Annotated in this window: 25 protein-coding genes and 1 pseudogene; 8 read left to right on the top strand and 18 right to left on the bottom strand. The window is 61.9% G+C overall.

The features are described from left to right. Positions 1-8: 8 nt before the first annotated feature. Positions 9-3,548 carry a molybdopterin-dependent oxidoreductase gene (locus ACNO7C_RS07325; RefSeq protein WP_460024457.1) on the bottom strand — a complete coding sequence of 1,180 codons (3,540 nt, stop codon included), beginning with the start codon at positions 3,546-3,548 and terminating at the stop codon, positions 9-11. Between the two features lies 1 nt (position 3,549). Beyond that, entirely contained in the window at positions 3,550-3,726 is a 177-nt protein-coding gene (locus ACNO7C_RS07320) for a hypothetical protein (protein WP_460024456.1), read from the bottom strand. A gap of 127 nt (positions 3,727-3,853) precedes the next feature. Between ACNO7C_RS07320 and ACNO7C_RS07315 the strand changes: the two genes are divergently transcribed. The 4 genes from ACNO7C_RS07315 (at position 3,854) to ACNO7C_RS07300 (ending at position 6,204) form a co-directional block, all read left to right on the top strand. Then, entirely contained in the window at positions 3,854-4,540 is a 687-nt protein-coding gene (locus tag ACNO7C_RS07315) for a hypothetical protein (RefSeq protein WP_460024455.1), read from the top strand. 110 nt (positions 4,541-4,650) lie between these two features. Continuing rightward, positions 4,651-5,310, top strand: coding sequence for a hypothetical protein (locus ACNO7C_RS07310; protein WP_460024454.1), 660 nt, complete (start codon positions 4,651-4,653; stop codon positions 5,308-5,310). Next, complete coding sequence (locus ACNO7C_RS07305) at positions 5,310-5,570, top strand: hypothetical protein (RefSeq protein ID WP_460024453.1); 261 nt, start codon at positions 5,310-5,312, stop codon at positions 5,568-5,570. The genes ACNO7C_RS07310 and ACNO7C_RS07305 overlap by 1 nt, the downstream gene beginning before the upstream one ends. 31 nt (positions 5,571-5,601) lie before the next feature. Next, the gene (locus ACNO7C_RS07300) at positions 5,602-6,204 is read left to right on the top strand and encodes a CPBP family glutamic-type intramembrane protease (RefSeq protein ID WP_460024452.1); all 603 of its coding nucleotides are present in this window, start codon (positions 5,602-5,604) and stop codon (positions 6,202-6,204) included. On the opposite strand, the gene ACNO7C_RS07295 is transcribed toward ACNO7C_RS07300, so the two are convergent. Then, positions 6,201-6,713, bottom strand: coding sequence for a hypothetical protein (locus ACNO7C_RS07295; RefSeq protein WP_460024451.1), 513 nt, complete (start codon positions 6,711-6,713; stop codon positions 6,201-6,203). The genes ACNO7C_RS07300 and ACNO7C_RS07295 overlap by 4 nt on opposite strands. Positions 6,714-6,813: 100 nt before the next feature. Between ACNO7C_RS07295 and ACNO7C_RS07290 the strand changes: the two genes are divergently transcribed. Continuing rightward, positions 6,814-7,143 (top strand): YbjQ family protein, encoded by a 330-nt coding sequence (locus ACNO7C_RS07290; RefSeq protein WP_460024450.1) that lies wholly within the window; start codon positions 6,814-6,816, stop codon positions 7,141-7,143. On the opposite strand, the gene ACNO7C_RS07285 is transcribed toward ACNO7C_RS07290, so the two are convergent. The 10 genes and pseudogenes from ACNO7C_RS07285 to ACNO7C_RS07240 all read right to left on the bottom strand — a co-directional run bounded on the left by ACNO7C_RS07285 (position 7,140) and on the right by ACNO7C_RS07240 (position 13,544). Then, positions 7,140-8,501: a monomethylamine:corrinoid methyltransferase gene (locus ACNO7C_RS07285; RefSeq protein WP_460024449.1), complete on the bottom strand. Its 1,362-nt coding sequence runs from the start codon at positions 8,499-8,501 to the stop codon at positions 7,140-7,142. The genes ACNO7C_RS07290 and ACNO7C_RS07285 overlap by 4 nt on opposite strands. A gap of 16 nt (positions 8,502-8,517) precedes the next feature. Further along, positions 8,518-9,171, bottom strand: coding sequence for a cobalamin B12-binding domain-containing protein (locus ACNO7C_RS07280; protein ID WP_460024448.1), 654 nt, complete (start codon positions 9,169-9,171; stop codon positions 8,518-8,520). Positions 9,172-9,307: 136 nt separating this feature from the next. Then, on the bottom strand, positions 9,308-9,547 hold the full coding sequence (locus ACNO7C_RS07275; protein ID WP_460024447.1) for an AbrB family transcriptional regulator: 240 nt from the start codon (positions 9,545-9,547) through the stop codon (positions 9,308-9,310). A gap of 79 nt (positions 9,548-9,626) precedes the next feature. Further along, positions 9,627-9,938 carry a hypothetical protein gene (locus tag ACNO7C_RS07270; RefSeq protein ID WP_460024446.1) on the bottom strand — a complete coding sequence of 104 codons (312 nt, stop codon included), beginning with the start codon at positions 9,936-9,938 and terminating at the stop codon, positions 9,627-9,629. 45 nt (positions 9,939-9,983) lie between these two features. Then, positions 9,984-11,039 (bottom strand): annotated as a pseudogene (locus ACNO7C_RS07265) (hypothetical protein); the annotation flags it as partial. A 66-nt stretch (positions 11,040-11,105) separates the two neighbouring features. Next, a complete protein-coding gene (locus tag ACNO7C_RS07260; RefSeq protein WP_460024445.1) occupies positions 11,106-11,459 on the bottom strand; it encodes a flagellar biosynthesis protein FlaG in 354 nt (117 codons plus the stop codon). A 114-nt stretch (positions 11,460-11,573) separates the two neighbouring features. After that, positions 11,574-12,401 (bottom strand): Rossmann-fold NAD(P)-binding domain-containing protein, encoded by an 828-nt coding sequence (locus ACNO7C_RS07255; protein WP_460024444.1) that lies wholly within the window; start codon positions 12,399-12,401, stop codon positions 11,574-11,576. A gap of 33 nt (positions 12,402-12,434) precedes the next feature. Then, a complete protein-coding gene (locus tag ACNO7C_RS07250; RefSeq protein ID WP_460024443.1) occupies positions 12,435-12,863 on the bottom strand; it encodes a hypothetical protein in 429 nt (142 codons plus the stop codon). Further along, positions 12,847-13,266 (bottom strand): hypothetical protein, encoded by a 420-nt coding sequence (locus ACNO7C_RS07245; RefSeq protein ID WP_460024442.1) that lies wholly within the window; start codon positions 13,264-13,266, stop codon positions 12,847-12,849. The genes ACNO7C_RS07250 and ACNO7C_RS07245 overlap by 17 nt, the downstream gene beginning before the upstream one ends. Continuing rightward, entirely contained in the window at positions 13,263-13,544 is a 282-nt protein-coding gene (locus ACNO7C_RS07240) for a hypothetical protein (RefSeq protein ID WP_460024441.1), read from the bottom strand. The genes ACNO7C_RS07245 and ACNO7C_RS07240 overlap by 4 nt, the downstream gene beginning before the upstream one ends. Positions 13,545-13,999: 455 nt before the next feature. Between ACNO7C_RS07240 and ACNO7C_RS07235 the strand changes: the two genes are divergently transcribed. Both ACNO7C_RS07235 and ACNO7C_RS07230 read left to right on the top strand, forming a co-directional pair. Further along, on the top strand, positions 14,000-14,566 hold the full coding sequence (locus tag ACNO7C_RS07235) for a stage II sporulation protein M (RefSeq protein ID WP_460024440.1): 567 nt from the start codon (positions 14,000-14,002) through the stop codon (positions 14,564-14,566). Positions 14,567-14,605: 39 nt separating this feature from the next. Then, complete coding sequence (locus ACNO7C_RS07230; RefSeq protein ID WP_460024439.1) at positions 14,606-16,336, top strand: hypothetical protein; 1,731 nt, start codon at positions 14,606-14,608, stop codon at positions 16,334-16,336. On the opposite strand, the gene ACNO7C_RS07225 is transcribed toward ACNO7C_RS07230, so the two are convergent. The 4 genes from ACNO7C_RS07225 to ACNO7C_RS07210 all read right to left on the bottom strand — a co-directional run bounded on the left by ACNO7C_RS07225 (position 16,323) and on the right by ACNO7C_RS07210 (position 20,240). Then, positions 16,323-17,645, bottom strand: a complete 1,323-nt coding sequence (locus tag ACNO7C_RS07225; RefSeq protein WP_460024438.1) for a protoporphyrinogen/coproporphyrinogen oxidase — start codon at positions 17,643-17,645, stop codon at positions 16,323-16,325. The genes ACNO7C_RS07230 and ACNO7C_RS07225 overlap by 14 nt on opposite strands. Before the next feature lie 61 nt (positions 17,646-17,706). Continuing rightward, positions 17,707-18,486 carry an ABC transporter permease gene (locus tag ACNO7C_RS07220; RefSeq protein ID WP_460024437.1) on the bottom strand — a complete coding sequence of 260 codons (780 nt, stop codon included), beginning with the start codon at positions 18,484-18,486 and terminating at the stop codon, positions 17,707-17,709. Further along, on the bottom strand, positions 18,483-19,292 hold the full coding sequence (locus ACNO7C_RS07215; protein ID WP_318537408.1) for an ABC transporter permease: 810 nt from the start codon (positions 19,290-19,292) through the stop codon (positions 18,483-18,485). Before ACNO7C_RS07215 ends, ACNO7C_RS07220 begins: the two co-directional genes overlap by 4 nt. A gap of 6 nt (positions 19,293-19,298) precedes the next feature. Further along, positions 19,299-20,240 (bottom strand): ABC transporter ATP-binding protein, encoded by a 942-nt coding sequence (locus ACNO7C_RS07210; RefSeq protein ID WP_460024436.1) that lies wholly within the window; start codon positions 20,238-20,240, stop codon positions 19,299-19,301. A gap of 121 nt (positions 20,241-20,361) precedes the next feature. Here ACNO7C_RS07210 and ACNO7C_RS07205 point away from each other — a divergent pair, with 121 nt between their 5' ends. Further along, positions 20,362-20,868 (top strand): hypothetical protein, encoded by a 507-nt coding sequence (locus ACNO7C_RS07205; protein WP_460024435.1) that lies wholly within the window; start codon positions 20,362-20,364, stop codon positions 20,866-20,868. 249 nt (positions 20,869-21,117) lie between these two features. Here the strand turns inward: ACNO7C_RS07205 and ACNO7C_RS07200 are convergent, their stop codons facing one another. Further along, positions 21,118-21,924 (bottom strand): hypothetical protein, encoded by an 807-nt coding sequence (locus ACNO7C_RS07200; protein WP_460024434.1) that lies wholly within the window; start codon positions 21,922-21,924, stop codon positions 21,118-21,120. Between the last annotated feature and the right edge of the window lie 378 nt (positions 21,925-22,302).

Genomic DNA, 22,302 nt, shown 5'->3' with positions numbered 1-22,302 from the left:
CCACCACCTCAACCTTGAGCCTTCCTAACAACACCTATCCAAGCCTTAGACTCCTGAATCGTCGTCACCACGTCCAAGGCGTCGGGCGTGATGAAGTTTCCCTGAGGCCCTGTGGCCTGTCCGAGGAAGCTGAAGTGCCAAACGACGTTCACCACCGGTAGCTCTTTGCCTCCCATGTTGAGGTACGCCTCGCCCTTAGTGACGAAGGCTTTCATCCTGATCGAACCCCTGGCGGTGACGATCTCCACGAGGTCCCCTGGCTTGATGCCCAGCTTCTCGGCGAGCTTCTCGTTAATGTACACGAACGGCTCTGGCACGAGCTGAACGAGGTACGGCGTGTTGCGGGTCATGCTACCGCTGTGCCACATCTCGACTAGCCTGTTCGAGGTGAGCGCTACGAGGACGCCCTGCTCGCCGGAGAGATCCTTGGGCTCGAGGGCCAGGCCGACGGGCTTGCCCTTTACTACGTCCGGCTGCTCGTTGAGCACCTGGAGGTTGAACGCGTTGAGGAAAGCGATCGTGGGGTACTTGAGGGCCAGCTCCACGTCTGGTGACTCGGCGGGCTCGGTGTGTATCGGGTACGAGAAGTTGTAGCCCTTGTACCAGCCGCCCATCTCTTTTATCACGCCGAGCACAGCCTGCTTGAGGCTACCGGTCTGGTCGTAGTACGCTTTGAGCTTCTGCCTGAACATCGCGTAAGCGTCCTTGTACTTGCTCCAACTATCGCCGGAGAAGAAGGAGTACTTGACCGCCGCTTTAGCCTTCAGCGTCGTCTCCTCGTCCCAGTACAGGCCGTCGTTCGCCCAGACGAACCTCATCCCCGTTAAGCTTGCGAACTCCTCGAACGAGACGGGAGTCGGCGCTCCATCCTTATCGACGAGGAGGCTCTTCGCCGGGAACGCGAGCTCCCCGGTCCTGATAAACTTCAGCATGTCGAGGCCAGCCCAGAGGTCGGAGATGCCGCTCAGCTTCCTCTTAAAGTACTTCGGGAGCCCCCAGTTGTGCCCAGGTATGTAGGCTGGCCTGTAGCCGCCTGTGTACTCGTCGATCACCTCGCCGGTCTCGCCCGTGACGGTGTACTCCTTGCCCCCGACGACTATCTTGACGGGCTGACCCTCCGCGACGTCCAGCGCGTCGAGTGTGTACATGAAGCGCACGTTCTGCGGCCAGCTCCAGCCCCAGTCCTTGTAGATGGTGAACTTCTGGGCGAAGTACCCGTCGATCTCCTGCGGGCTTCTGATCCTCCTGTCCCTCCTCATCGACGTGAACTCGTCGGTTACTGGGTTGTACATGCCGTCGTAGATGAGCGTCGCGAAGTTCACCTCCTTGTTGATTATCCTCGGGTTCACCTCCGCCTCGATCGGGCCGACGGGGGTCGCCGCTCCAGTGCCCCCGCTGTAGTCCCAGGACTTCTCAGGGGCCACCTCGCGATAGTAGAGCTCGAACACTCGCACTCCTCTCCTTATAGCTATCTTCTCCTTCCTTTTCCCTACGAGCTGGCTCGGAAGCGGGACGGCTCCAGCCCTCCAGAGGTAGTTGAAGAGGTTCACGATTATCCAGTAGTCCGGCCTGGAGTTGCCCCGCGGCTCGAGAGCCTTGTACGTCCACTGTATCACCCTGTTGCCGTTAGTTCTCGTGCCCTCCTTCTCTGCGAAGCTCGCGGAAGGCAAGAGCACGTCTGCGAACCATGCGGTCTCGGTCTCGAACATGTCTGCCACCACGAGGAGCTGCAGGGAGGCTAGCGCGGCCCAGATGATCTTGGCGTTGGGGTTCGTCACGGCCGGGTTCTCGCCGAATATGAGGGCGGCTTTGATCTCGCCGTTCAGGGCCCTCCGCGTGAAAGTAGTCTCGGTCGAGCCAGAGCCGATGGCAATGTCGCTGATCACCTTACCGTTCTGCGGGTCGGTCTCAGGGTCTGTCCCGATGAATATGCCCCAGAGGAGCTCGTGCCTCCTCCAGCCGTAGAACTTGAAGACCTGGAGCATCTTCGCCGGACTAGCTTGTCCCCGCTTGGCGGCGTCCTTCAGTGTCGGGAAGGCTCCCAGGGCCCAGTCGGGTACCTCCCAGTTCCAGGCATCCGGCATGCCTTGGAGCTTCCAGTCCTGGTAGAGCCTGATCTCCATGGCGTTCGCCGGGTGGGCGTGGTAGCCGCTGAGGGAGGCGTTGCCGGCACCCTGGACGTCCGTGGCTCCCTGCACGTTGCTGTGCCCCCTGAACGGGTGCGTCCCACCGCCGGGGTACCCGACGTTTCCGAGGAGGAGCTGGACGATGGCCGCGGCTCTGATGATGTTCACCGTCGCGTTCGTGTGCTGGGTCATGCCCATAGCCCACTGGATGATGCCGTGCTTCTTGTGCCCCGTCACGACGCCACTTCTCTCGACGTAGATCTTCGCCACGTTCCTCAGCGTCTCGACCGGGACGCCGGAGATCCTCGAGACCTCCTCCGCGGTGTAGCTGGAGACGAGGTCCTTCAGCTCGTCAAGATCCGCCTGGGTTATGTTCCACCTTCCCATAAGCCTCTTGAACTCGTCGAGCTGGTCTATCGGCGGGTTCCTCTCGAAGAAGGCGTAGTGCAGGATGTAGAGGAATATCGCTGTGTCGCTGCCCGGCCTGAAGGGAACCCATATGTCGGAGACCATCGCGGTTCTTGAGAGGCGCGGGTCGAAGGTTATGAGAATGGTCCCCCTCTCCTGCTTCGCCTTGAGGAAGTGCTGGAACGAGAGCGGGTGGGCTTCAGCAGGGTTCGAGAAGAAGAGCACCACATCGCTGCTGTAGACGTCCTCTATGCTGGCCGTCTCAGCACCCCAGCCGTAGGTGGCCGCGAGCGCCGAGACCGTTGAGGAGTGGCACTTGCGGTACTGGGAGTCCATGTTGTGAGTACCCAGGAAGACTGCGAGCTTCTTGGTGAGGAAAGCCTCCTCGTTCACGAGGATCGACGAGCCTATGATCTGCACAGGCGTCTTGGAGCCAACGTGGTACACGCCGTCGCTCTGGAACGGCGCACCCGTCTTCGAGAGGTACTCGTCCATTATAGCCTTCATCTTGCTCGCTATGTACCTGAACGCCTCGTCCCACGACACAACCCTCCACTGCGGCGGGTACTTCTTGACCAGCGCTACGAGGTCGTCCCATGACTTAGCGCTCAGAATCTCCTCAACGGGCGGCTTGGGCCCCGTCCTTATCATCGGGTACAGGACACGCCTCTGGTTCTCGACGATCTGGAACACCGAAAAGCCCTTAGGGCAGAGCGCGCCCCTGTTAATGTAGGAGTCGGGCGAGCCGGTCGTCCAGACGATCCTGTCCCCCACAGTGTAGAAGTCGATGCTGCAGCCCATCGAGCAGTAGGGGCATATCACGGAGGTTACCTTGGCTTTAACGATGTCCGTCTTACCGCCTACCTCGCCGAGGCCCCACTTAGTCCTCCACTCCTTGAAGGGGACCGGCGACTCCGCGAGGACAGGCACGGAGGACAGGGACATAGCCGCGGAGGCTATGGCGGCTAGCTTAAGGAACACTCTCCTGTTAACCAGGTTCTGCTCCAGGCTCATCTCAGAACACCCTCTCGGCCTTACCCTTCTCGCGCTTACCCAGGATGGACTTCAGGGTCAGGCAGGTGTAGTCCTCGGTCTCCTCGTAGAGAGCCATCAGCCCGTGGGCGACGTCGGGCTCTGTCGCCAGCAGCTCCTGGATGCGCTGTTTTAATTCAACAGACTGTTCGTGGCTCATGTTTGGCGTTTAAATTATTAGCAAAAAGCTTAATAAACTATTAAGCAAATAGCCGAATATATAACGTTGTCAATATGTAGATACTCCTACCTGTCACGTTTTAATAGGCCTTTTCGCTTGCGTCCGCATGGACGAAAAGCTGATCCGCGCAGTTTGCCCCGAGGAGGATTGCGCCAAAGAGCTTGCCGAAATACTGAAGGCTTACAGCGAGATCGAGAGCAACATCGCGGGCGTCAAGTTCAGTCCCAGGCTCGCTAGGGACGAGCCGGTTTTCCTCGAGAACCTCGAGAACATGGACGAGCTCATCGCGCTGTCGCTCGAAGTCCTCAAGAGAAGCAGCGTCGAGGTGGACAGCTCCATAGCCACCCCTGAGGCCCTCAAGGAGGCGTTCCCCAGCGACCCGGAGCTCGCCCTCCTGTCCTACGTCTCGCGCAGGATACTCCACGAGTCCCTCAAGGGCAGGGTGGAGGACCTCCGGTGGGACAGGGGGCGGTGCCCGGTCTGCGGCCTAACACCTTCGGCAGCGGTGTACGTCGAAAGGGAGGGGTGGGTGTACTCGCAGACAGCGCTCCGCCTCGCCTGCCTCTGCGGGTACTCCTGGGACTACGAGGCCTTCAAGTGCCCGGCCTGCGGCGCGAGGGGCAGGGACAGCTTCGACGTGTACATGCAGGGGCAGGTGGTGTACTACAAGTGCAAGAAGTGCGGCCACATACTCGGGACCCTGCGGGCCAGCGGGGAGAGCTTGAGCAGAGAGCTACCAGTGGCCCTCAACTACGGGGTGGTGAGGCTGATCCTCTCGGAGCGCGACCGCTAGGGCCGGTAACGGCGCCAGCCGCTTAGAACGAAAACTATATATTTTCGTCTGCAACACCCCCCAGAGCACAGCCGCTAACGCTTATGACTCCTTGGGGCGCCTCAACGCACGTGAGAGCCTTCATTAGAGCATCGGAGCTCGCCGCCGAGGGCACGGAGTTCCTAGTCGACGAGGTGCGCCCGGGAGCCTCGCTCCTCGTCTACGGGCAGCCCAGCCTGCTGGAGGCTGCGCTGTACAGGCTCACGGCTCGCTGGGCCTCCATGGGCGACAGGACGCTCGCCGTGACCTTCGTGGACTACCACGAGGCCCGGCTGATAGACACCTACGCGCTTGCGGAGTACATGCTCGCCGAGGGGCTTGACCCCGCTGCCGGGCTGAAGATGGTTTACCTCGCCACGGTGTACAACAGGAGGCAGGCCGTGGAGCTGGACTACGAGCGACTGCTGCAGCGGACCGGGGCTGGCCTAGTCGTGCTCTACAGGCTTTCAAGGCTCTTCAGGCAGGCCGCGCACCCTCTCCTGCTGAAAGCCCTCTCGAGGGCCAAGGCCGTGATGGCCAGGGGCGTGCCCCTGGTGCTGATGGTCGACGAGTCGGCTCGCAGGGGCTGGCCCGACGCCCCAGCCTACGTCCTGCACTTCTCGTCGAGCGTGGTTTGGCTCAGGGGTAGGCGCGGACCCTACGTGGAGGCCAGGCTGGTCAAGAGCGCAGCGCGCCCCGAGGCGGCGAAGACCTTCACGGGCAGGCTGAGCAACGTAGAGGGGTGGTTCTAGTGGGCAGGGTTAACTACAGCTTTACCTCCAGGCTCAGGGAGGAGGTCTCAAGGATCAGGCGTGAGCTCTGGGAGCTCTTGGGCGAGGATGAGCGGGAGGCGCTCGAGAGGCTTGAGTCCATGTGGATCAGCAGGTCGCACGTCGCCGAGTCGCTGTCGAACCCCTACCTCCTGGGCTCTCTGCTGCTGCTCGCGGTCCTCGACATCGAGGCGAGGCTCAGGAGGGTTGAGGAGGAGCTGGCCAAGCTGGAGCTCGAGTAAAAAATATTTTTTGACAAGCGGTTACCGCGTTGTGGGGAAGCTCACCCGGCTTGACGCGCTCCTCTTGGCTCTGCCCTGGCTGCTCTTCGCCGTCCCTTTCCAGCTCATGCGCGGCCGAATGGTGGAAGCCATGTCCGTCGTCGCGGCTCTGCTGGCGGCGTGCGTCCTCGCTACCGGGAGAGTGAGGGTCGACCTCAAGGGTAGCCTGTGGCCCGCCTACACGCTCGGGGGAGCCGCGGCGCTGTACGCTTCGTTCCTGGCTGGGGGGCTGTTCGCCAAAGCGACAGGCATGTGGTGGCAGGTAGAAGCCGTGTACAGCTCGGTGAAGCCCGGCCTACTCCAGTTGCTCGGGCTGCTCGTGCTGGGCGTGGCGGAGGAGGTCTACTGGAGAGGCTACGTCCAAGGCTACGTTGTAGTGAGGGTGCTGGGGAAGAGGTGGTGGCTGTCCGTGGTGCCCTACTCCCTGGTTCACCTCGTCTCGGGGATGTCCCTGCTAGTCCTCGCAGCCGTACCCGTGGGGCTTGTGCTGGGCTTTGTCGCTGAGAAGGCCGGTGTCGCCGCCTCGGGGCTGGGGCACGCGCTGTGGCTTTACGCGGTTCTCTACGCGCTCCCCGTGCCAGCGGTGATCGGCTAGAGCTTCGGCTTCCTTCCGAGGGTCTCTACGAGCTCCTTCACTACGTCCTGCTTACTCTTAGCTCTGAGAGCCTCATCGAGCTGCGGCCAGGGAACTCGTCTCTTCACCGGCTTGGGCTCGAGCTCGACCAGAGTCTCGGCGCTCCCAAGGCCGAAGGTGGACTCCGCCTTCACGACGATGAGCCCCGCTCCGCTCCTCCTGAGCTCCTCGGGCCTCCCCAGCGCCACGTAAGCCTCGAAGGGGACCGCTAGCCAGTGGATGTTAGCCACCCCCTCCTGAACAGCTCGGGTCAGCCTCTCCAGCGCCTGCCTTGCCTCGCTGTAAGTGGCACCGACGAACACCGCGTGCACGGCCAGGGCTGGGGAGATCGAGACGGCAACCAGGTCGACCTCAACCCCTCCCGGCGTCCTGAGGCTTTCGAGGGCAATGTACCTTGCCCCGAAGACCCCGGCCCCGCACATGGCGAGGTGCTTCGCTAGAACAGGCCGAGTCACCTTGTCGGGAGGCATGAAGCTTGCCTAATCATCTGGCGCGGCTCAGGTAATTATGCTTATCCACCTTATAGCGGGCAGTAAAGGCTTTTAACCGGGGCAACTAGGGGCACTTTTGATGATAGTAACCACAACTCCCAGTATCCCGGGCTACAGGATCAAGCGGGTGTTGGGGGTCGTGACTGGCATGAGCGTTAGAACGAGGGGCTTTCTGGGCAGGATGGCGGCGGGGATAGAGGCGATTGTCGGGGGAGCCTCGAGTGCTTACGTGACCGAGCTGAAGAAGGCGAGAGACGAGGCGCTCAACGACCTCATCAACTCCGCCAGGCAGATGGGGGCGAACGCCGTCGTGGGCCTAGACTTTGAGACCTCCGAGGTCCTTGAGGGCTTCATCGTCGTGACGGCTACGGGCACAGCCGTGGAGGTGGAGCCCGAGCAGACGGGCTAGAGGCCCAGACCGAGCTCTGTCAGCTCCGCCCTAACAGAGCGGACCACCTCGACCCACTCTGCGCTAGGCTCGCCTAAGGCGGGGTCATAGACCTCCCAGAAGGGCTTACCGTAGGAGGGGCTCCGCAGCTTCTCACCGTACCTCTTGTAGAGCTCCAGCACAATGGCGCAGGTATCGCTCAGGCCAATACCTTGGGACGCCACCGCGGCGCCGAGCTCCGCCATGAGCTGCGCCTCCAGCCCCCCGCCGTTGGGCGCTGTTCCGTTCGCGGGAACCGGGCCCAGTAGGTGGAGGCCCGCCGCGGCTGCGGCCACGGTGTTGGCGGCCACCTCGTAGAGGTACTCCCTCGTGCCCAGCCCGAAAGCCGGCCACACGTCAGCCACTAGTGGTAGCCTCATGTGCTCGTTCGCCAAGCCGACCGCAACCTGCACCCAGATGCACTCCGCCGACGAGGTGGCCTTCTTGACGATGTGCGTGGGGTGGATCAGCACGTAGCCAGCCCTGTAGGCCGCGAGCGCCAGGATCGTCTCAGCCACGGAGACTACCGCGGAACCCGCGGGGCCCCTTGCGAATCCACCCACAATCGGGTCGACGAGCGCCGCGCCGATCACCCCCTTCTCGAGGCCGACCTGCGCCTTGGTCAGCTGGGAGTAGTCCGTCTTCAGCTCGTTCAGCACGGGCAGGAGCTGCGCGTCCCCCTCGAGCAGGAGGCCCGCGGACATCGCCGCGAGGCTGGCGACGGACGAGACGCTGCTCTCCCCGGCGAGGAGGTGCATCCCGGGCCTCCCGGAGTCCCTGAGCGCGCGGCGCAGGTACAGCAGCTCTCTGACACCCGCCACGGCCTCGCTCGGCGCGCCGGCCTTGACCCTGACCCCCGACACCTCCTGTATGCTCCCGTGGTCCAGAGCGTCCACGAGCGGCTGCCTCGCGTAGGAGAGTGCCGTGGCGTAGAAGTACTCCTCGGGCACCGGCGTCCCAGCTAGGCCGCCGAACACGAAGGGCCTCCTCCTGTCGCCCGGGAGCCTCGCCCACAGAAGCCTAGCGTCCAGCCCCCTGCCCAGCACCAGCTCGCGGCGCGCGCTGGCTAGGGCCTCCCGCAGCTCCTCCTCGGCGAACCTCGCGACCCTGCTCTCCTCCACCACGTAGAGCCCAACCTCAAGGGCGAGCTCGAAACCAGCCTCGAACACCGACCTCCCGAGGCCCCCGTCGACTGACACGGGGCAGGAGGGGTCGTAGGCTACTCCGTGCTCCCTCTCCAGCTCGGCGACCCTCCTGGAGACCAGCTCGAGGTCGAACTTCTTCTGCTCGACGTACTCGCCGAGCTTCGCCCTCCCCTCGACCTGCAGGGGGGTCAGCATGCGGCACACCCCTCGCTCAATCCTTGCCCAGCAGCTTCTTGCACTTCTCTACCGCCTCGACCGCGTCCCTGGCGTAGGCGTCGGCCCCGATCTCCCTGGCGAACTCCTCTGTCACCGGGGCGCCGCCGGCGATGACCTTCACTTTGTCCCTCAAGCCCGCCGCCTTCAGCGCGTCGATGACGTTCCTCATCTCCAGCATAGTCGTCGTGAGCAGCGCGCTCATCCCCAGGATGTCTGGCTTGTAGGCCCTCACGGCCTCGACGAACTTCTCAGGCGGGACGTCGACCCCCAGGTCCACCACCTCGAACCCGCTCACCCTCAGCATCACCGCCACCAGGTTCTTCCCGATGTCGTGTTTGTCCCCGCGGACCGTGCCTATCACGACCCTCCCCCTGCCGGAGGACTGCCTCGAGGCCTCGAGAAGCGGCAGCAGCAGGTCCCCCATCACGCCGTTGAAGATGTCCGCGGCTACTATGAGCTCGGGCAGAAAGTACTCGCCCCGCTCGAACCTCTCCCCAACCTCCCACATGCCGGGCCTCAAGCCCTCCTCGACCACTGCAAGCGGGCTACAGCCTGCTCTCAGAGCCTCCTCTACGAGCCTACGCGTCAGCTCACCGTCCAGCTCCGCGACGGCCCTACGAACCCTGTTTAACAGATCCTTGCAGTCCACAATCCGGTAACCTACGCGAAGACTTTAAGCATTGTTATCTCATCCTTGAAAAATGAAAACACCTCAAGGAGGCCCACCGCCCCCTGAAGAAAAGAACAGAGCGCAAGCCGCTGGGCAGTAGCGGAGCACGCTCGCATCAACGCACATCTTCTCGGAGCACTCTCTCCGTCTCACGAACCGCCGCTCCATCTATCTGCTCAGCGGTGTCGTACGCGGCTGGCTTAGCGGCCCCGTAGTGTTCTCCAACTTTTATGGGCACGAGCACGATCCGCTCACCCTCAACCCTGACTATGAAGCGCTTGAAGGGTACCGCGCGGCGCACGCTGACTGGAAGGTAGACCCGACCCTTACTGTTGACTTCAACTACTATTGCCACACTTATGATGCGCTTTTAGCAGACCATTAAGCTTTATGGAGCATCAGACGCTACAGCACTCCTAGAAAACTTAGTCGGCTTACTCAAGTATCAGGACGACCCGCTCTGGGGCGAAGCGCCACTCCTCGCCCTCGCGCAGCAGCCTGTACTCGACCACTGCGCCGTCCTCCAGCTCCTCCACCGAGACGATGCCGGCCCTGAAGCCCCTCCCGGCCAGCAGGTAGGCGAAGTCCTCGAAGTAGTCGTAGAAGCCGCACGTCACGCAGAAGCTCCCCCTAAACTCGACCGCGAACCTATCCCCCTCCACCCAGAGAACCCTTGCCCTGCCCTCAGCCCCGTGATACCTGTTGAACTCCTCCACAGCCTCCCTCAAAGGCTCCTCCAAGCTCACGACCACGTGAATAGACCCTACGAATATAAGGTTGACGCTCGAGGGCTACCCGTAGGTGTAGACGTCTCCGCCGACGATGTCTGCTGGCCCTAGGGTGGCTACGGTGTTGCCGCTGGGGTCGAGGACTTCGAGGGTTGCGTTCCTGGCTATGAAGGCGTAGTCCTTCGAGGGGACCGCTGAGAGCCACAGCGGTATCGAAGCCACGCCGCCCGCCGCGGCGGCGCTCGAGACCACGGTGGAGCCCACCCTCACCCTCGCCCTCCAGCCGTCCGGTAGGCCCGTCACGTTCACGAGCCAGGGCCTAGCGTCCACCGAGACGACGAGGTTGTCGAACTTGACGGTGAGCGTCCCCTTGTCCCTGTAGACCCCTAGAGCCACCTCCGCTGGGGCTACGGAGGTGTCTGCCGCGGACAGCTGCAGCGCCCCAGAGGCCCAGAGCCCTAAGCCGCTCTGCGCCGAGTAGGACACCGCCAGGTCGTACCACGTGCCTTCGCTAACTGTGCCCCCAACTGATGTTTGACCCAGCTCGGTGAAGCGCCCGCTGCTGTCTGACGTGTAGCTCAGGACTGCCGCGACGTACACGACCCCCTGGACGGAGACGCCGTTCACTTTGATGATGCACTCTCCGCCGTAGCTGCTGGGGTTGCTGCTCGCGGTGACGTAGACGAGCTTGCCTGTGCTGTCGTACTGCCAGCTACAGGAGAGGGGTGTGAGATTTGAGTTGAGGGGGATGGCGTCGAAGGTGTCGTAGTACACCACCCCGCTGGCCCCGGCGACCGTTACGGTGTACCTCTCGCCGGGCTTGAGGCTTGCCAAATCTAGTCGCACGAGCACGAGTTGCCCGGGCTGCGCGGTGAGGTTGAGGCCGCCTGCGTGCCAGACGAGCCTGCCCGAGCTGTCGTAGACGTAGACCGCGTCCAAAACCTCCCTCACATCGCCGATGTTCCTGACGTAGAGCACCAGCCCGCCCTCGTAACTGACGCCCTCTACCTTGAGGAGGGGGCGCGCACCACTAACGGAGGGTCTGAAGCCCGATACGAACAGGTAGACTAGGATCCCCGCCGCCACCGCGACCAGCACGAGGAGCAATGACGCTAGGACCGGCGATACCCCCTCTCCATACCCACAAGTATAGGAGAAAAAAGATTTAGGTTAATTTTAGACGGTTTAGGTCCTGTACGTCCAGGTGTACGTTGCCTCGGTGCCCTTAGCAGTCACAACCTTCACAACGTAGGTATTTCCTGCCGTCAGCGTAACGCCACTAACCTGAATGGTACCCATCTGACCAGGAGTTAAGGTAGCACCTAGCGAAGACACGTAATTGTTAACAGAACCGTCCGGGTTGATCACATAGACCGCATCAATAGTGACCTGAATGTCACCGATGTTTCTGATATACACGTCTAGATTAGTTCCTGAGTAACCGACAGCCTCGATCTTTATTCTCTCTTGGAGCTGCTGGGCGCTGGCTTGCTGGGTGAGTGTGCCCTGGTAGCCGATGATCCAGATGTATGCTAGCACGGCGGCCGCGACGGCTTGACGATGAGCAGGAGTGTCGCTATAACCGGTGATACTGCTTGCTGCTTTATCGGTATTATAATTGTATGCCGGTTTAAAAAAACTAACGTTAAAAAACTAGAGGTAGTAGTCCCTCTTCGTCAGGCTGAGGAAGAGCTCGCGGAGCTCCTCGACCTCCCTTCTCACCTGGGGGTCCTGGAGCTCGCGTAGCCTCTGCTCGTTGGACTCCAAGACGAACTCCAGGAGTTTGGACGGGCTGGCCTCGTTGAGGATGTGGGTGTTGGGTATGAGGCAGTGGCCCCCGATGTAGTCGGGGTAGTAGACCGGCCTGTCGTGCAACACGCTGTGGACCTCAGCGACGAACTCCGCTATCGTCCTCAGGCCCACGCCGTGGCGCCTGGCTATGCGGTCGACCTCCTGCCAAGCGGCGATCATCACCGCCCTGTAGACCGTCTCCCAGAGCTTTGCTAGCTCGAGGGCCTCGGGCTCCTCCTCGGAGACCCTGACCTTGAGGCCCGTCTCCTCCAGGTGCCTCCTCGCTTCCTCCGCAGACTCCTTGGGAAGCGCTGAGACCCACTTGGGCCAGAAGTAGAGGTGCTCCTTGATCTTCGGGTGCTTCCCCCTCACCGGTGAGAACGCCACTGGGAGGCCAAGATGGCCGTGCAGCCTCCTCGTGGTGCCTGGGGCGACCGTGGAGTGCACGATGACGAGCCTCGGCCTGAACTCCCGCGCGTACCGGCTGACGTGGTCCACGAAGCTGGCGCTGTAGGGTATCGCCACGTGCAGCGCGTCCACGGGCCTCGGGACCTCCTCGAGCCTGTGAACGGTTTTCGCCGGGTCTGCGTCGTAGCCGTAAACCTCGAAGCGGCCGGAGTCTCGGGCCACCTCGAAGATAGCCCCTCCAACCTCGCCGAGCCCCACGACTAGTATCCTCGTCCTCGACACCGGTGCTGAGAGAGCCTTGAGGGTAATAAATGTTTAGGCTGACCTTGAAACCCAGTCGTAGGCGTCCGACAGCGATAGGATGAGCGCGCCAACCAGGACGATGAAGGCCAGCGGGCTCAGGTCCAGCTCCACCCTAAGCCCCTGTGCAACCGCAAGAGAAGCGGTCGTCCCGCCCAGCCCTATCAGGAAAGCGTAAGCCTGGACAAGCCTCGAGACGAGGGAGAGAGGCAGGCTAACCGGGGAGCGCTCGAGAAGCACCCGCGTAAACGAGAGAGCAGAAGCCGTGGAGACCACCAGGAGGGCGAGTGGGGCCTGGAGACCGTAGGCCATCCCAAGAGACGATGCGAGGAGCCTCCCAGCCAGGAGGAGAAGCAGGGCGGTGGCGGCGGTGATGAAGGCTGAGGCAAGGGCCCTCGCGAGCGTCCACCCCCAGCCTCGCCTCCCCTCAGCCTCGAATGCCACCTAAGCTCACCTCCTGCACTGCACGGAACCTGTACACCCCGCCAAGGAGGCCCTCGGCCTCGAGCTCTAGTGTGTCAGCCGTCAAGGGCACCCTTATCTCCAGCGTAGCGGAAGCCCCACGCACAAGCATGGTGGGTGTGCTTGACGCCTCCGCGCAGACGGTGTTCCCGCAGAGCGCCCTAGCCCTCAGGGTGAAGCCGGTAACAGGCGTGTTGCCCTTGTAGGTTAGGGTCAGCTTTAAGCTGGCGTGGCCCCCCTGTTCCACGGTGAAAGCGGGCTCCAAGCTGAAGAGCCCTGAGCCGAGGCTCGCGGCGTCTCCGGCGAAGCTTAGGAGCGGTGCTAAGCAGGCCAGCAGGAGGAAAGTCGACGCCATGTACGCCGCTAGCTTAAGGGGGAGACTCAAGCTTCCCGCTCACCCTCCCGGCTTCCTCTCGCTAGACCGTACTTCAGTAGTTGCGCCGCGGCGAGCAGGGCTACGCCGAGGAAGGCCACCTTCCCGAGGAGGTATACGGCCTCGGACGCCAGCCCTATTATCGAGGACTGGAGGTCCGCTCCCAGCTGGGGCCTCTGGTAGGAGTAGAAGAACTGCAGCGCGACCGCGAACACTAGGATTACCAGGAATATCCCGAGAACGGTGCTCAGCGTCCTTAAACCTTCCCTACCCGGTGAAAAGTACGACATAGCATTCTAGAGAACTCTACTCTACTTATAAATCTTTCTTGACCAGGCTTTAAAGATTTTTAACGAGGTGCTTGTTGCCCTTGGTAGCCCTAGATGCAAGCGGGGTTTACTCAGCATTCTCTTCCGCGAGCGAAGCATACGCTAAACAACTACCGGTATTTTGGCCTGGGTTCTCAGCTGGTTGAACTCGTCTATGGAGAGCCCGGCTATCTTGGCGGCTAGGCGCATGTCCCCTAGCTCCACGAAGCACTTCAGCTCCGAGCATATGGGCTCAGGCTGGGACTCGATGAAAGCCCAGTCGGCGAACCTCTTCCTGATTTCTCTGGCCTCTGTGTCCTCCGCTTCTCACTTCTCGAGCAACCTCTGCAACCTCTCCACGGCCAGTGTTTCGCTTTGGGAGGTAAAATATCTTGACCATGCGAAAACTTATTTGATGTCGGGTCGGTGAACAGCGCGTGAGGCTGAAGTTAGCTGCTATATCCGCCTTTCTGTTCCTCGTGGGGCTCCTTGCAGGCTACACGCTGCCGTCGCTCTCGCCCGGGACAGCTAGGATGGTGTACGACCTGTTACGGGAGGCTGTACTGGGGAGGGTTGGGGGTAGCCTCAGGCCCGGGCTGGGCTTGTCGATGCTGATCTTCACGAACAACATCCGGGTCGCCATGATGACACTCCTCCTCGGCTTCACTGTGGCGATGCCCGTCCTGGTGGCGTTGGGGAACGGGGCGCTCCTTGGCCTGGTGTGCGCCATGGAGGTCTCGATGGGGAGGCCCCCGCTCCTGATCCTCGCCTCGGTGCTCCCCCACGGTGTCGTCGAGGTCGCGGCGCTCGTCTACACGGTGAGCGTTTCCCTGGAGCTCGGCTTAGCCCTGTGGCTCAGGATCCTGAGAGGCTCGCGGGAGCTAAGCGCCGTGCTGCGAAGGCTTCCGAGGGACCTGGTTGTCATCGTCGCCCTGTTCCTCGTAGCCGCGCTTATCGAGGGCGTTGTCACACCGGCCGTGGTGGCGGCGGTGCAAAGCTTATAACTTCCAGCGGCGCTCCTCCTACTTTGGATTGATGTCGGGGTGGCGTACGACAAGACCACTGAGCGCGTGATACTGCTCAAGCGCTTTCTACCACAGCTTGAGCAGCCGTCAGGCTGGGAGCTGAGAGCTAAGGTCTACGGCGAGGTACTCGGGCTCAGGCAGGGCTGGCCTAGGAGCCTGGAGGAGCTCGCCGGGATTATCAGCGACTCCCAGCTGGTCGAGGTCTTCAGGCTATCCCCTTACAGGGAGTACTACTCCTTCCGCGGCCGCTACTACACCGTCAGAGGCGGCGAGCTCATCCTCGAGGGCTCATGGGGGCAGGTGAGGGAGGCCGTCTGGGAGGCCTTCAGGCTCAACGGCATCAAGACCTACGCGGTGCTGAAGGCCCTGCTCGAGCTCGGGGAGGCGCCCTACGCGTCCGTAGAGGCGAGGGCCAGCGAGATACTTGGGTTGAGGATCAACGCCGCGCGCCTCCTGGCCCAGCTGAGGGACAGGTGGGAGCTGGTGTGGGAGTCGGGGTCGGGCCGCGAGAAGGGCTGGACGATCCCTGAGGAGATAAGGCCCGTGGTGGAGGAGTTCGTGAAGGCTGTGGAGTCGAAGCCCATACCCAGGCTGAGCACCAGGCAGGCTGAGGACGAGTTCGTCCAAGTGCTGGAGATGGAGGCCGCGTACAACTCCTACCTCGAGGGGCTCGTCGGGGAGAGGCTGGACGAGGCGCTGAGCTTCGGCAGGAGCTTCACGGTTGCGAAGCTGGTGGGGTACCTCGTGGACCTGTTCGGGAGCGTGATCTTCTTCGACGAGCTACTCACCCTGGCGCAGCAGTACTCGATAGCCGACACGCCGGTCGTCACAGAGTCCGGCCACAAAGCCATGTCCACGGGCTTCAACCTAGCGCTCTTCGGGGAGCCGGGGACTGGTAAGACCTTCGCCACGAAGGACTTCATCTTGGGCAACGAGTCGCTGGGCGTGCCGCCGCACGGCCTGCCAGGGCTGAACAGGTACTGCGGCGGGATGACGCCCGCGATGTTCATAGCGATCGGCGAGGCCTACGCGGGGAGGAGGTTCAACTTCATCGTGACGGAGTTCAACGACTGGTTCAAGCATAGGGGGATGGTGGAGCCCCTCAAGCTCGCGCTGGAGGGCGGGGTCATAGCCTACGAGACGAAGACCTACAGGGTCGGCCCCTACAGGTTCTCCTCGTTCTTCAGCGTGAACTACAACACGCGGGTGCTCGAGAGGGGCTACGAGGTGACGGTCAGCGACCCCAACTTCAACGCGATCGAGGACAGGATGCTGTGCAGGCTGCACAGGCTGACGAAGGAGAAGTACCGCGAGCTAGCAGAGAGCCAGAGGAGGCTGATGCTCGGCATCACGACCGAGAAGATGGCGAAGATGGCGCCGAGGATCCGGGATCACCTCACGCTCGTCCACGCAGTGCAGACGGGGCACCCCCTGGTGAGGGACTTCGCCCCTAAGAGAGTGGTCCTCACGGAGCGGGACCTCGAGGCGGTTACGATGGCGAGGGATGCAATCCTCGAGGCAATGGGCGAGGTCAAAGCCCTCCCCTTCTCCATGAGGCTGGAGCGGAGGGCGGTCCAGCTCGCCTCAGCCCTGAGCCTCGCCTCGTACTTCAACAGGGATGAGCCTGAGCTCGGAATAGACCCCGAAGCCCTCAGGCTCGCAGTCAGGTTCTACGTGGAGGAGGCCTGGATACGCGCCAGGGAGAGCTTCGACGTGGGCGAGGTTCTCAGGAGGCTCAACCTGGGCTGAGCGACGACGCGAGCCTGCTGACCTCCGCCAGGACGCGGTCCATGTTCCAATAGTGCCAGGAGCCCCACCTCCCGACGCTGACGACACCGAGCTCTTCCAGGTAGCTTAGGACCTTGCCCCTGGCCTCGGCGTGCCCGTGCGTGTAGACGGGGTAGCCGTGCTCGTGGACCCAGGCCCTTGTGAAGAGAACCTCCTCCTCCGACTCGCTGACCACGCCCAGCTGCTTTAGCCCGTCCATCGTCTCCTCGACGACCTCCTCTACCCGCAGGCTCCTCCAGGGCTCCACAGTCACCTCCGCGATCAGCGAGGAGCAACCCCTGGGTGCGTTAAGGGGGCTGTAGTTCGAGACCCAGGCGTAGCGGTGGAAAACGTAGTCCCTCTGCGGCACGTACACCCAGTGCTCGCGCGGGGCTTCCTTCCTCAACGCAACGCCGACCACAACCACCCTGTTGTACTGGAGGCTGGAGGCCGCGCGCTCAACGTCGCCGGGGAGCTCCAGGATCCCGGGGAGGGAGCTCAAAGGCAGCGTTGAGAGCACCCTCTTCGCCTCGATCTCCCCGTTTATGAGCCACCTATCCCTCTTTTCCAGCCTCTCGACTCTGAAGCCTCGAATCACTCGCGCTCCGAACCTCTCGGCCGCCGCAGCTGCACTATCGAACAGCCTCTGGATGCCCCCGGAGAGAGGGTAGTAGAACCTGGCCTGCTCGCGGTAACCTGTCGTGGGAACTCCTGCACCGCTCCTGACCACGTCCCTCCAGTCAGGCCAGGGAAGCCGCCCGGGGGTGTACAGCCAGTCCGCCGCTATCTGCTCTGCGCCTCGCTTCCATATCTTCTCGTTATAGGGTATGAGGTACTCACCAGCTATCCCGGGGCCGAAGAACCACTCGGCCCACTCCTTGAGGCTTCTGGGCTTCCTCTCGGACTTCGCGTTCTCGAGCAGGGCCTCGACGAAACCCACGAGTAGCTCAGCCCTCCTCTCGGGCGGGAGGGCGTAGATGCCGTTCTCGAAGGGGTACGGGACCCTGTAGCCGTCGTAGAGGATGAAGCTCAGCCTCTCGTGGGGGACGACCTCGCCCGCGAAGCCAAGCATTTCCCTGAGGAGGCCCTCGTCCCGAGAGAAGATTATGTGGCTCCCCCCTACGTCGAATGTGAAGCCCTCGACGACCTCGGTCCTCAGGAGGCCGCCGGGACTGCTTGAGGCTTCAAGGCAGATGAGGCTCGCCGACGGAAACCTCTCCTTGAGCTTGAGCGAGAGAAGCACACCGGCCCAGCCGCAACCCAGCACCGCGAAGTCGACTGCAGTGGCCACGTGGCTGTTACTGTGAGGCTTGAATTAAAGGTTGCTTCGGCGCCTGTAGGCGTCTCCACGGCTACTTCCTCGTGAGGTTCCACAGGTAGATCGAGGCGGCGGCGAGGAGCATAGCCCCGGTCCACAGGGAGAGTAGCCAGACCCTCTGTGCGACGTCCACGGCGGTGTTGTACCTGAAGGCCCACCTGTAGATGTCCGCGGCCAGCGAGACCGGCGTGTAGCCCACGGCTTCGGCGACTGGTTTGGGGAACCTCATCTCCAGGATCTGCTTGGGGTAGAAGACGTTGGAGAAGAAGAAGAAAACGTAGTACGTGAGAGCCCTGAACGTCGCCTGGAGGTTGAAGTCCTTCGTCGAGGAGGAGATCGCTATCGCCAGCCCCGACATCGAGGCGGAGAGGGCCAGAGAGGTGAACAAGACGAGGAGCCAGCCGTTGGGGCTAGGCATATCCACCAGCAGCGCGGCGAGGATGATGAAGCTCGACTGGTACACGACGCCGCGAAGCATCCCGCCCAGGATGCGGCCCGCGACGAGGCTGGTTCGGGAGAAGGGGAGGCCTAGGAGGTAGTGCGTGTACTCCCTTCTGATCTCGATGCCGACCTCCCGCCCGATGGAGAACGCGGACGCGAAGGCCGCTATCGCTATCACCCCTGTCGTGAAGAACTTGAAGTAGTCGGGTATGAGCTGGGTGTTCACCATGTTGTTGAACACGAGCGCGTAGATCAGTATGTCAGCCAGGTTCATCCCGATCTGCCCCGCGAGCCAGAACCTGTACTTCCAGAACCTCGAGAGGTCCCGGTATACGATCAGCGCTACGCTTCGTAGCTCGCCGTAGACACTCACTTCCACCCACCCCCCTCCACTGCCTTCTCAACGACCAGGATGGCCAGCGTTGACAGCCCGACCGCGAACCCCAGGATGTACGAAGCCATTAGGTCTGGGCTGGCGACTGCGATGGCCTTGAACTCCTCGAAGAAGAAAACCGTCCTCAGGAAGTCGGCGAAGTGGGATATGGGGTTCACCAGGGCCGAGTAGTAGTAAGGCGCGATCTTGCTCAGCACGACCGCGGGGTAGAACACCGTGCTCAGCCGTATGAGCACCGCGTCCAGCAGCCCGAACACTATGTCCGTCGTGTCGCTAGACTTGAGGCTGAGGACGACCGAGAGGACGAAGCCGACCACGCCGACGGAGAAGGCCAGGGCCGCCGCCAGAGACGTTGCGATGGCCGCGGGGTCGTAGTCGCCGAGCAGGTAGATTATGAAGGCGTACATCGGCAGCGTGAACAGGAAAGCCGCGAGACCCCCGCCCAGCGCCCTCCCGAGGGCCAGCGCGCGCCTCGTTATAGGGAGGGAGAGGAGGTACTCTATCGTCCCCTCCTCGAACTCCTCCGCGATGTCATAAGCCCGCGAGACGCTTATCGAGAAGAGCATCGAGGTGTACACGCCGAAAAGGTAGAAGTGGTAGTAGTCTAGGTTCACCCCGGCCACAGCCCTGAACCTGACCATCGCCGAGAGGGCTAGGCCGAATATAGAGACCTGGATGGCAAACCACGTTACACGCATCACCACGAACAGCGTTCTGCGCTGCATCCTGTTGAGGTCCCAGAGGACGAGGAGCCAGAGCCCCCTCAAGTCCTCGCGGAGAGACATGGAGGGTCACTCCCTCAGGGCGGCGCCCGTGAAGTAGAAGAAGACATCGTCCAGCGTGGGCTCCTGTATCATTATCCGCTTCACCTTGAGGTTGGACATCGTGAAGGCGCTGATGATCTCCGCGGCCCTCTCCTCCCCCTTGTTGAGGTAGATGCGGACCCTGTGGTCGCTGATCTGGTACTTGCCCACGTCCGCGAGGGACTCGACGATCCTCTTGACGGCGGCCTCGTCGCCCTCGTAGTGGATCTCGACCACGTCTCCCCCGGGTATCTGGTCTTTCAGCTCGTCCACGCGGCCGAGCGCCCGGAGCTTCCCCTTGTATATGATGCCTATCCTCTCGCATATTCTCTCGGCCTCGAACATGTCGTTCGTGGCAACTATTATCGTCGACCCCTCGTCCCGGAGCTCCTTTATGATATCCCACAGTGCGTGCTTCGTGATCACGTCGACCTGGGCTGTGGGCTCGTCGAATATCGCGATCCTGGGGCGCTGGATGAGGACCTTGGCTATCTCCAGCTTCTTCCTGGTCCCGCCGCTCAGCTGGTAGAACTGCTTCTTCCTGTGCTCCCACAGGTTGAGCCTCTCCATGACGTCTCTAACGACCTCCTTGGCCTCGCCCGAGGAGTAGCCCATGACCCTCGCGTGCCATAGCAGGAGCTCGTATGGGGTGTCTATCCACAGAGCCTTCGGCTCTTGGAAGGCTATCCCGACGTACTTCCTGACGACGTCGCCCTCCCTCGAGACAGAGTGCCCGAACACGTAAATGTCCCCGCTAGTCGGCTTGTACACCGTGGCTAGCGTAAGCAGCGTGGTGGACTTGCCTGAGCCGTTAGGGCCCAGGAGCCCGAAGATCTCGCCCTCGTAGATGTCGAGGTTCAAGCCGTCGACCGCGACGGTCGCGCCGAACCGCTTGGTGAAGCCCCGTATCTCCACCGCTTTACCCGCCATGCGACTGACCGCAGTACAAACCCCCCTTGCGGAAATATAACTTTTTTATTAAAAGGAGTAAGCGACAACAAGGCACTAAACCTTAAAATACCGCGCACCGTTCTCTACCGCTGGGGTGCTCATGGCGGGCGAAAAAAGGTCACCTGTCTACGAGGAGGCCCTCATGCAGGAGCTAGCCTACGCCATAGCCCACATCGCGCACGCCGAGCAACACCTGCTCGAGATAGACTCCCAGCTCAGCGAGCCCAAGCTCGCCCAACGCATAGACAAGCTGAGGATGAGCAGGAAGGCGCTGGGCGAGGTTCTGCTCGAGGTAGCGGGCCTAAGGGGCCACGGGGGTGGGGGAGAGGAGAGGAGCGCAGCCGAGAGCCTCTGGTGCACGCTGAAGCATCTGTCTATGGCTATCGTCCACTGCGACGAGTGCGCTGAGAAGGTTACGCGCAGGCTGGTTGAGAAGGCCAGCGCCGGGGACGTGTCGGGGGCCAGGGAGCTCCTCGCCCAGCTGTCAAAGATCTACGCTACGCGACGCGAGGCGCTCGGCATTCTTATGGAGCTTCTCAGGGGGGAGGAGCTGAGGGGTGAGAGCGTCGAGGCTGTGAGGTGCCGCGAAGACCTCTGCGTCGAGTAGGCCGCGCCTGGCTCATTCACCCCTTCACTTGTCCGGGCCCCCTCTTCGGGGTACTCATGGTCTTCGCGACTTCGGCTGTGCGCCGGTGAGGTTTAAGTACCAGTTTCACGTGACCTCCTCGTGCCTGGCCGCGCTTTCCTGTACGAGGGCGACGTGTTCAGGCCCCTCCAGCTGAGCCTAGGAGCTAGCCGTTAAGGAGGCTAAACTCCTGAGGCTGATTAGGCGACAGAGAAAACTCCTAGAGTACCCCTAAACTCTATCCCCGGTATTAGCGTGCTCCACCTTCCTCGTGGAAAGGTACAGCGCGTAGGCGCTGGTAGCGACTAGCGGTAAGTGTAGGAAAGCGTTCCAGTTGAACCCCCTGAATAGCAGTATGTTCGTGCCGAACACTAAGCCTGGGAAGGCCGTGAACCTCATGACCGCCTTGTTCACCCTCGGGTAGTAGAGTATCAGAATCGAGAGTATAACGGGCGTCACTAGGCAGTAGCCAACCGGGTAGTAGCCGGCTACGAGCCACTTCAGCAACAGGTATGGGTCTAGGACCGGCTCAGCCGGGTACCAGAAGGCTAGGGCGGCTAGAGGCACCACCCATAGCCTCCGCCTATCCGGGATCGGCCCGCCAACCCTATTGCGCCTAACCACGCACTCCCAGGCCCACAGCGCCGCTACTAGGGACGTTAGGAGGACGTTGCCCGTTAGCACGACGAATCCGTATTCCTCGGTGTAGGCGAAGTTCTCCCCCACGAGTAGTGCATACTGGGCTAGGGCATACAGGTCGAAGAGCAAGGAGCCTCTCTCGCCCCACCTAGCCAGCGCGGCCAGCACTAGGAGAAGGGCTACGTGTAGTAGGAGGGAGGGCCACACGAGGTCTACTAGACTGAAAATTAATGGGCGGCGTAGCGCGATCCATACCACGCTACTTGCCTCCTCGAGCGAGTAGCCCTTAGACGCGTATGGCCATAACACCCAGAAGCATAGAACGTACATTGCTATGTAGAACCACCACTTACCCGTGAGGTAGTCGATGGCCCCGCTAACCCTCTCCAACAGCCCCATTCCGCCACCCAGCGAGGCCGCGTAGCGTGGAGCGAAATGAACTAGCTCTATAAATTTTTTTGTACCACTTCCCCTGCTCCCTCCGGCTGTTCTAGTGCGCGGAGCTTGGAGGGCTTTTGAAGATCTCGCTAAACCCTGACCCTCGGCATGAGCGTTAGGGAGCTGGAGCCTAGGCCCCCTAATCGTCACTATCCTGTAGTATCCCGGCTCGGGCAGGTACCGTTTGATGTGGTAGTAGAGTCGCGGAGGCTTCCGGAGAACAGACATTTTGACTGCCTGGAGCAGCGGGTCTCTCCGCCTCCACCCTGGGTCATGCACCAAGGGTTGAAGGGGGCTAGAAGGCGCCTAGCCTCCCTCGCGTTCAACCGGAACCCCTCC

This window comes from Infirmifilum tikiterense, from assembly GCF_054696565.1.
This window is presented reverse-complemented; position numbering and strand designations above follow the sequence as displayed.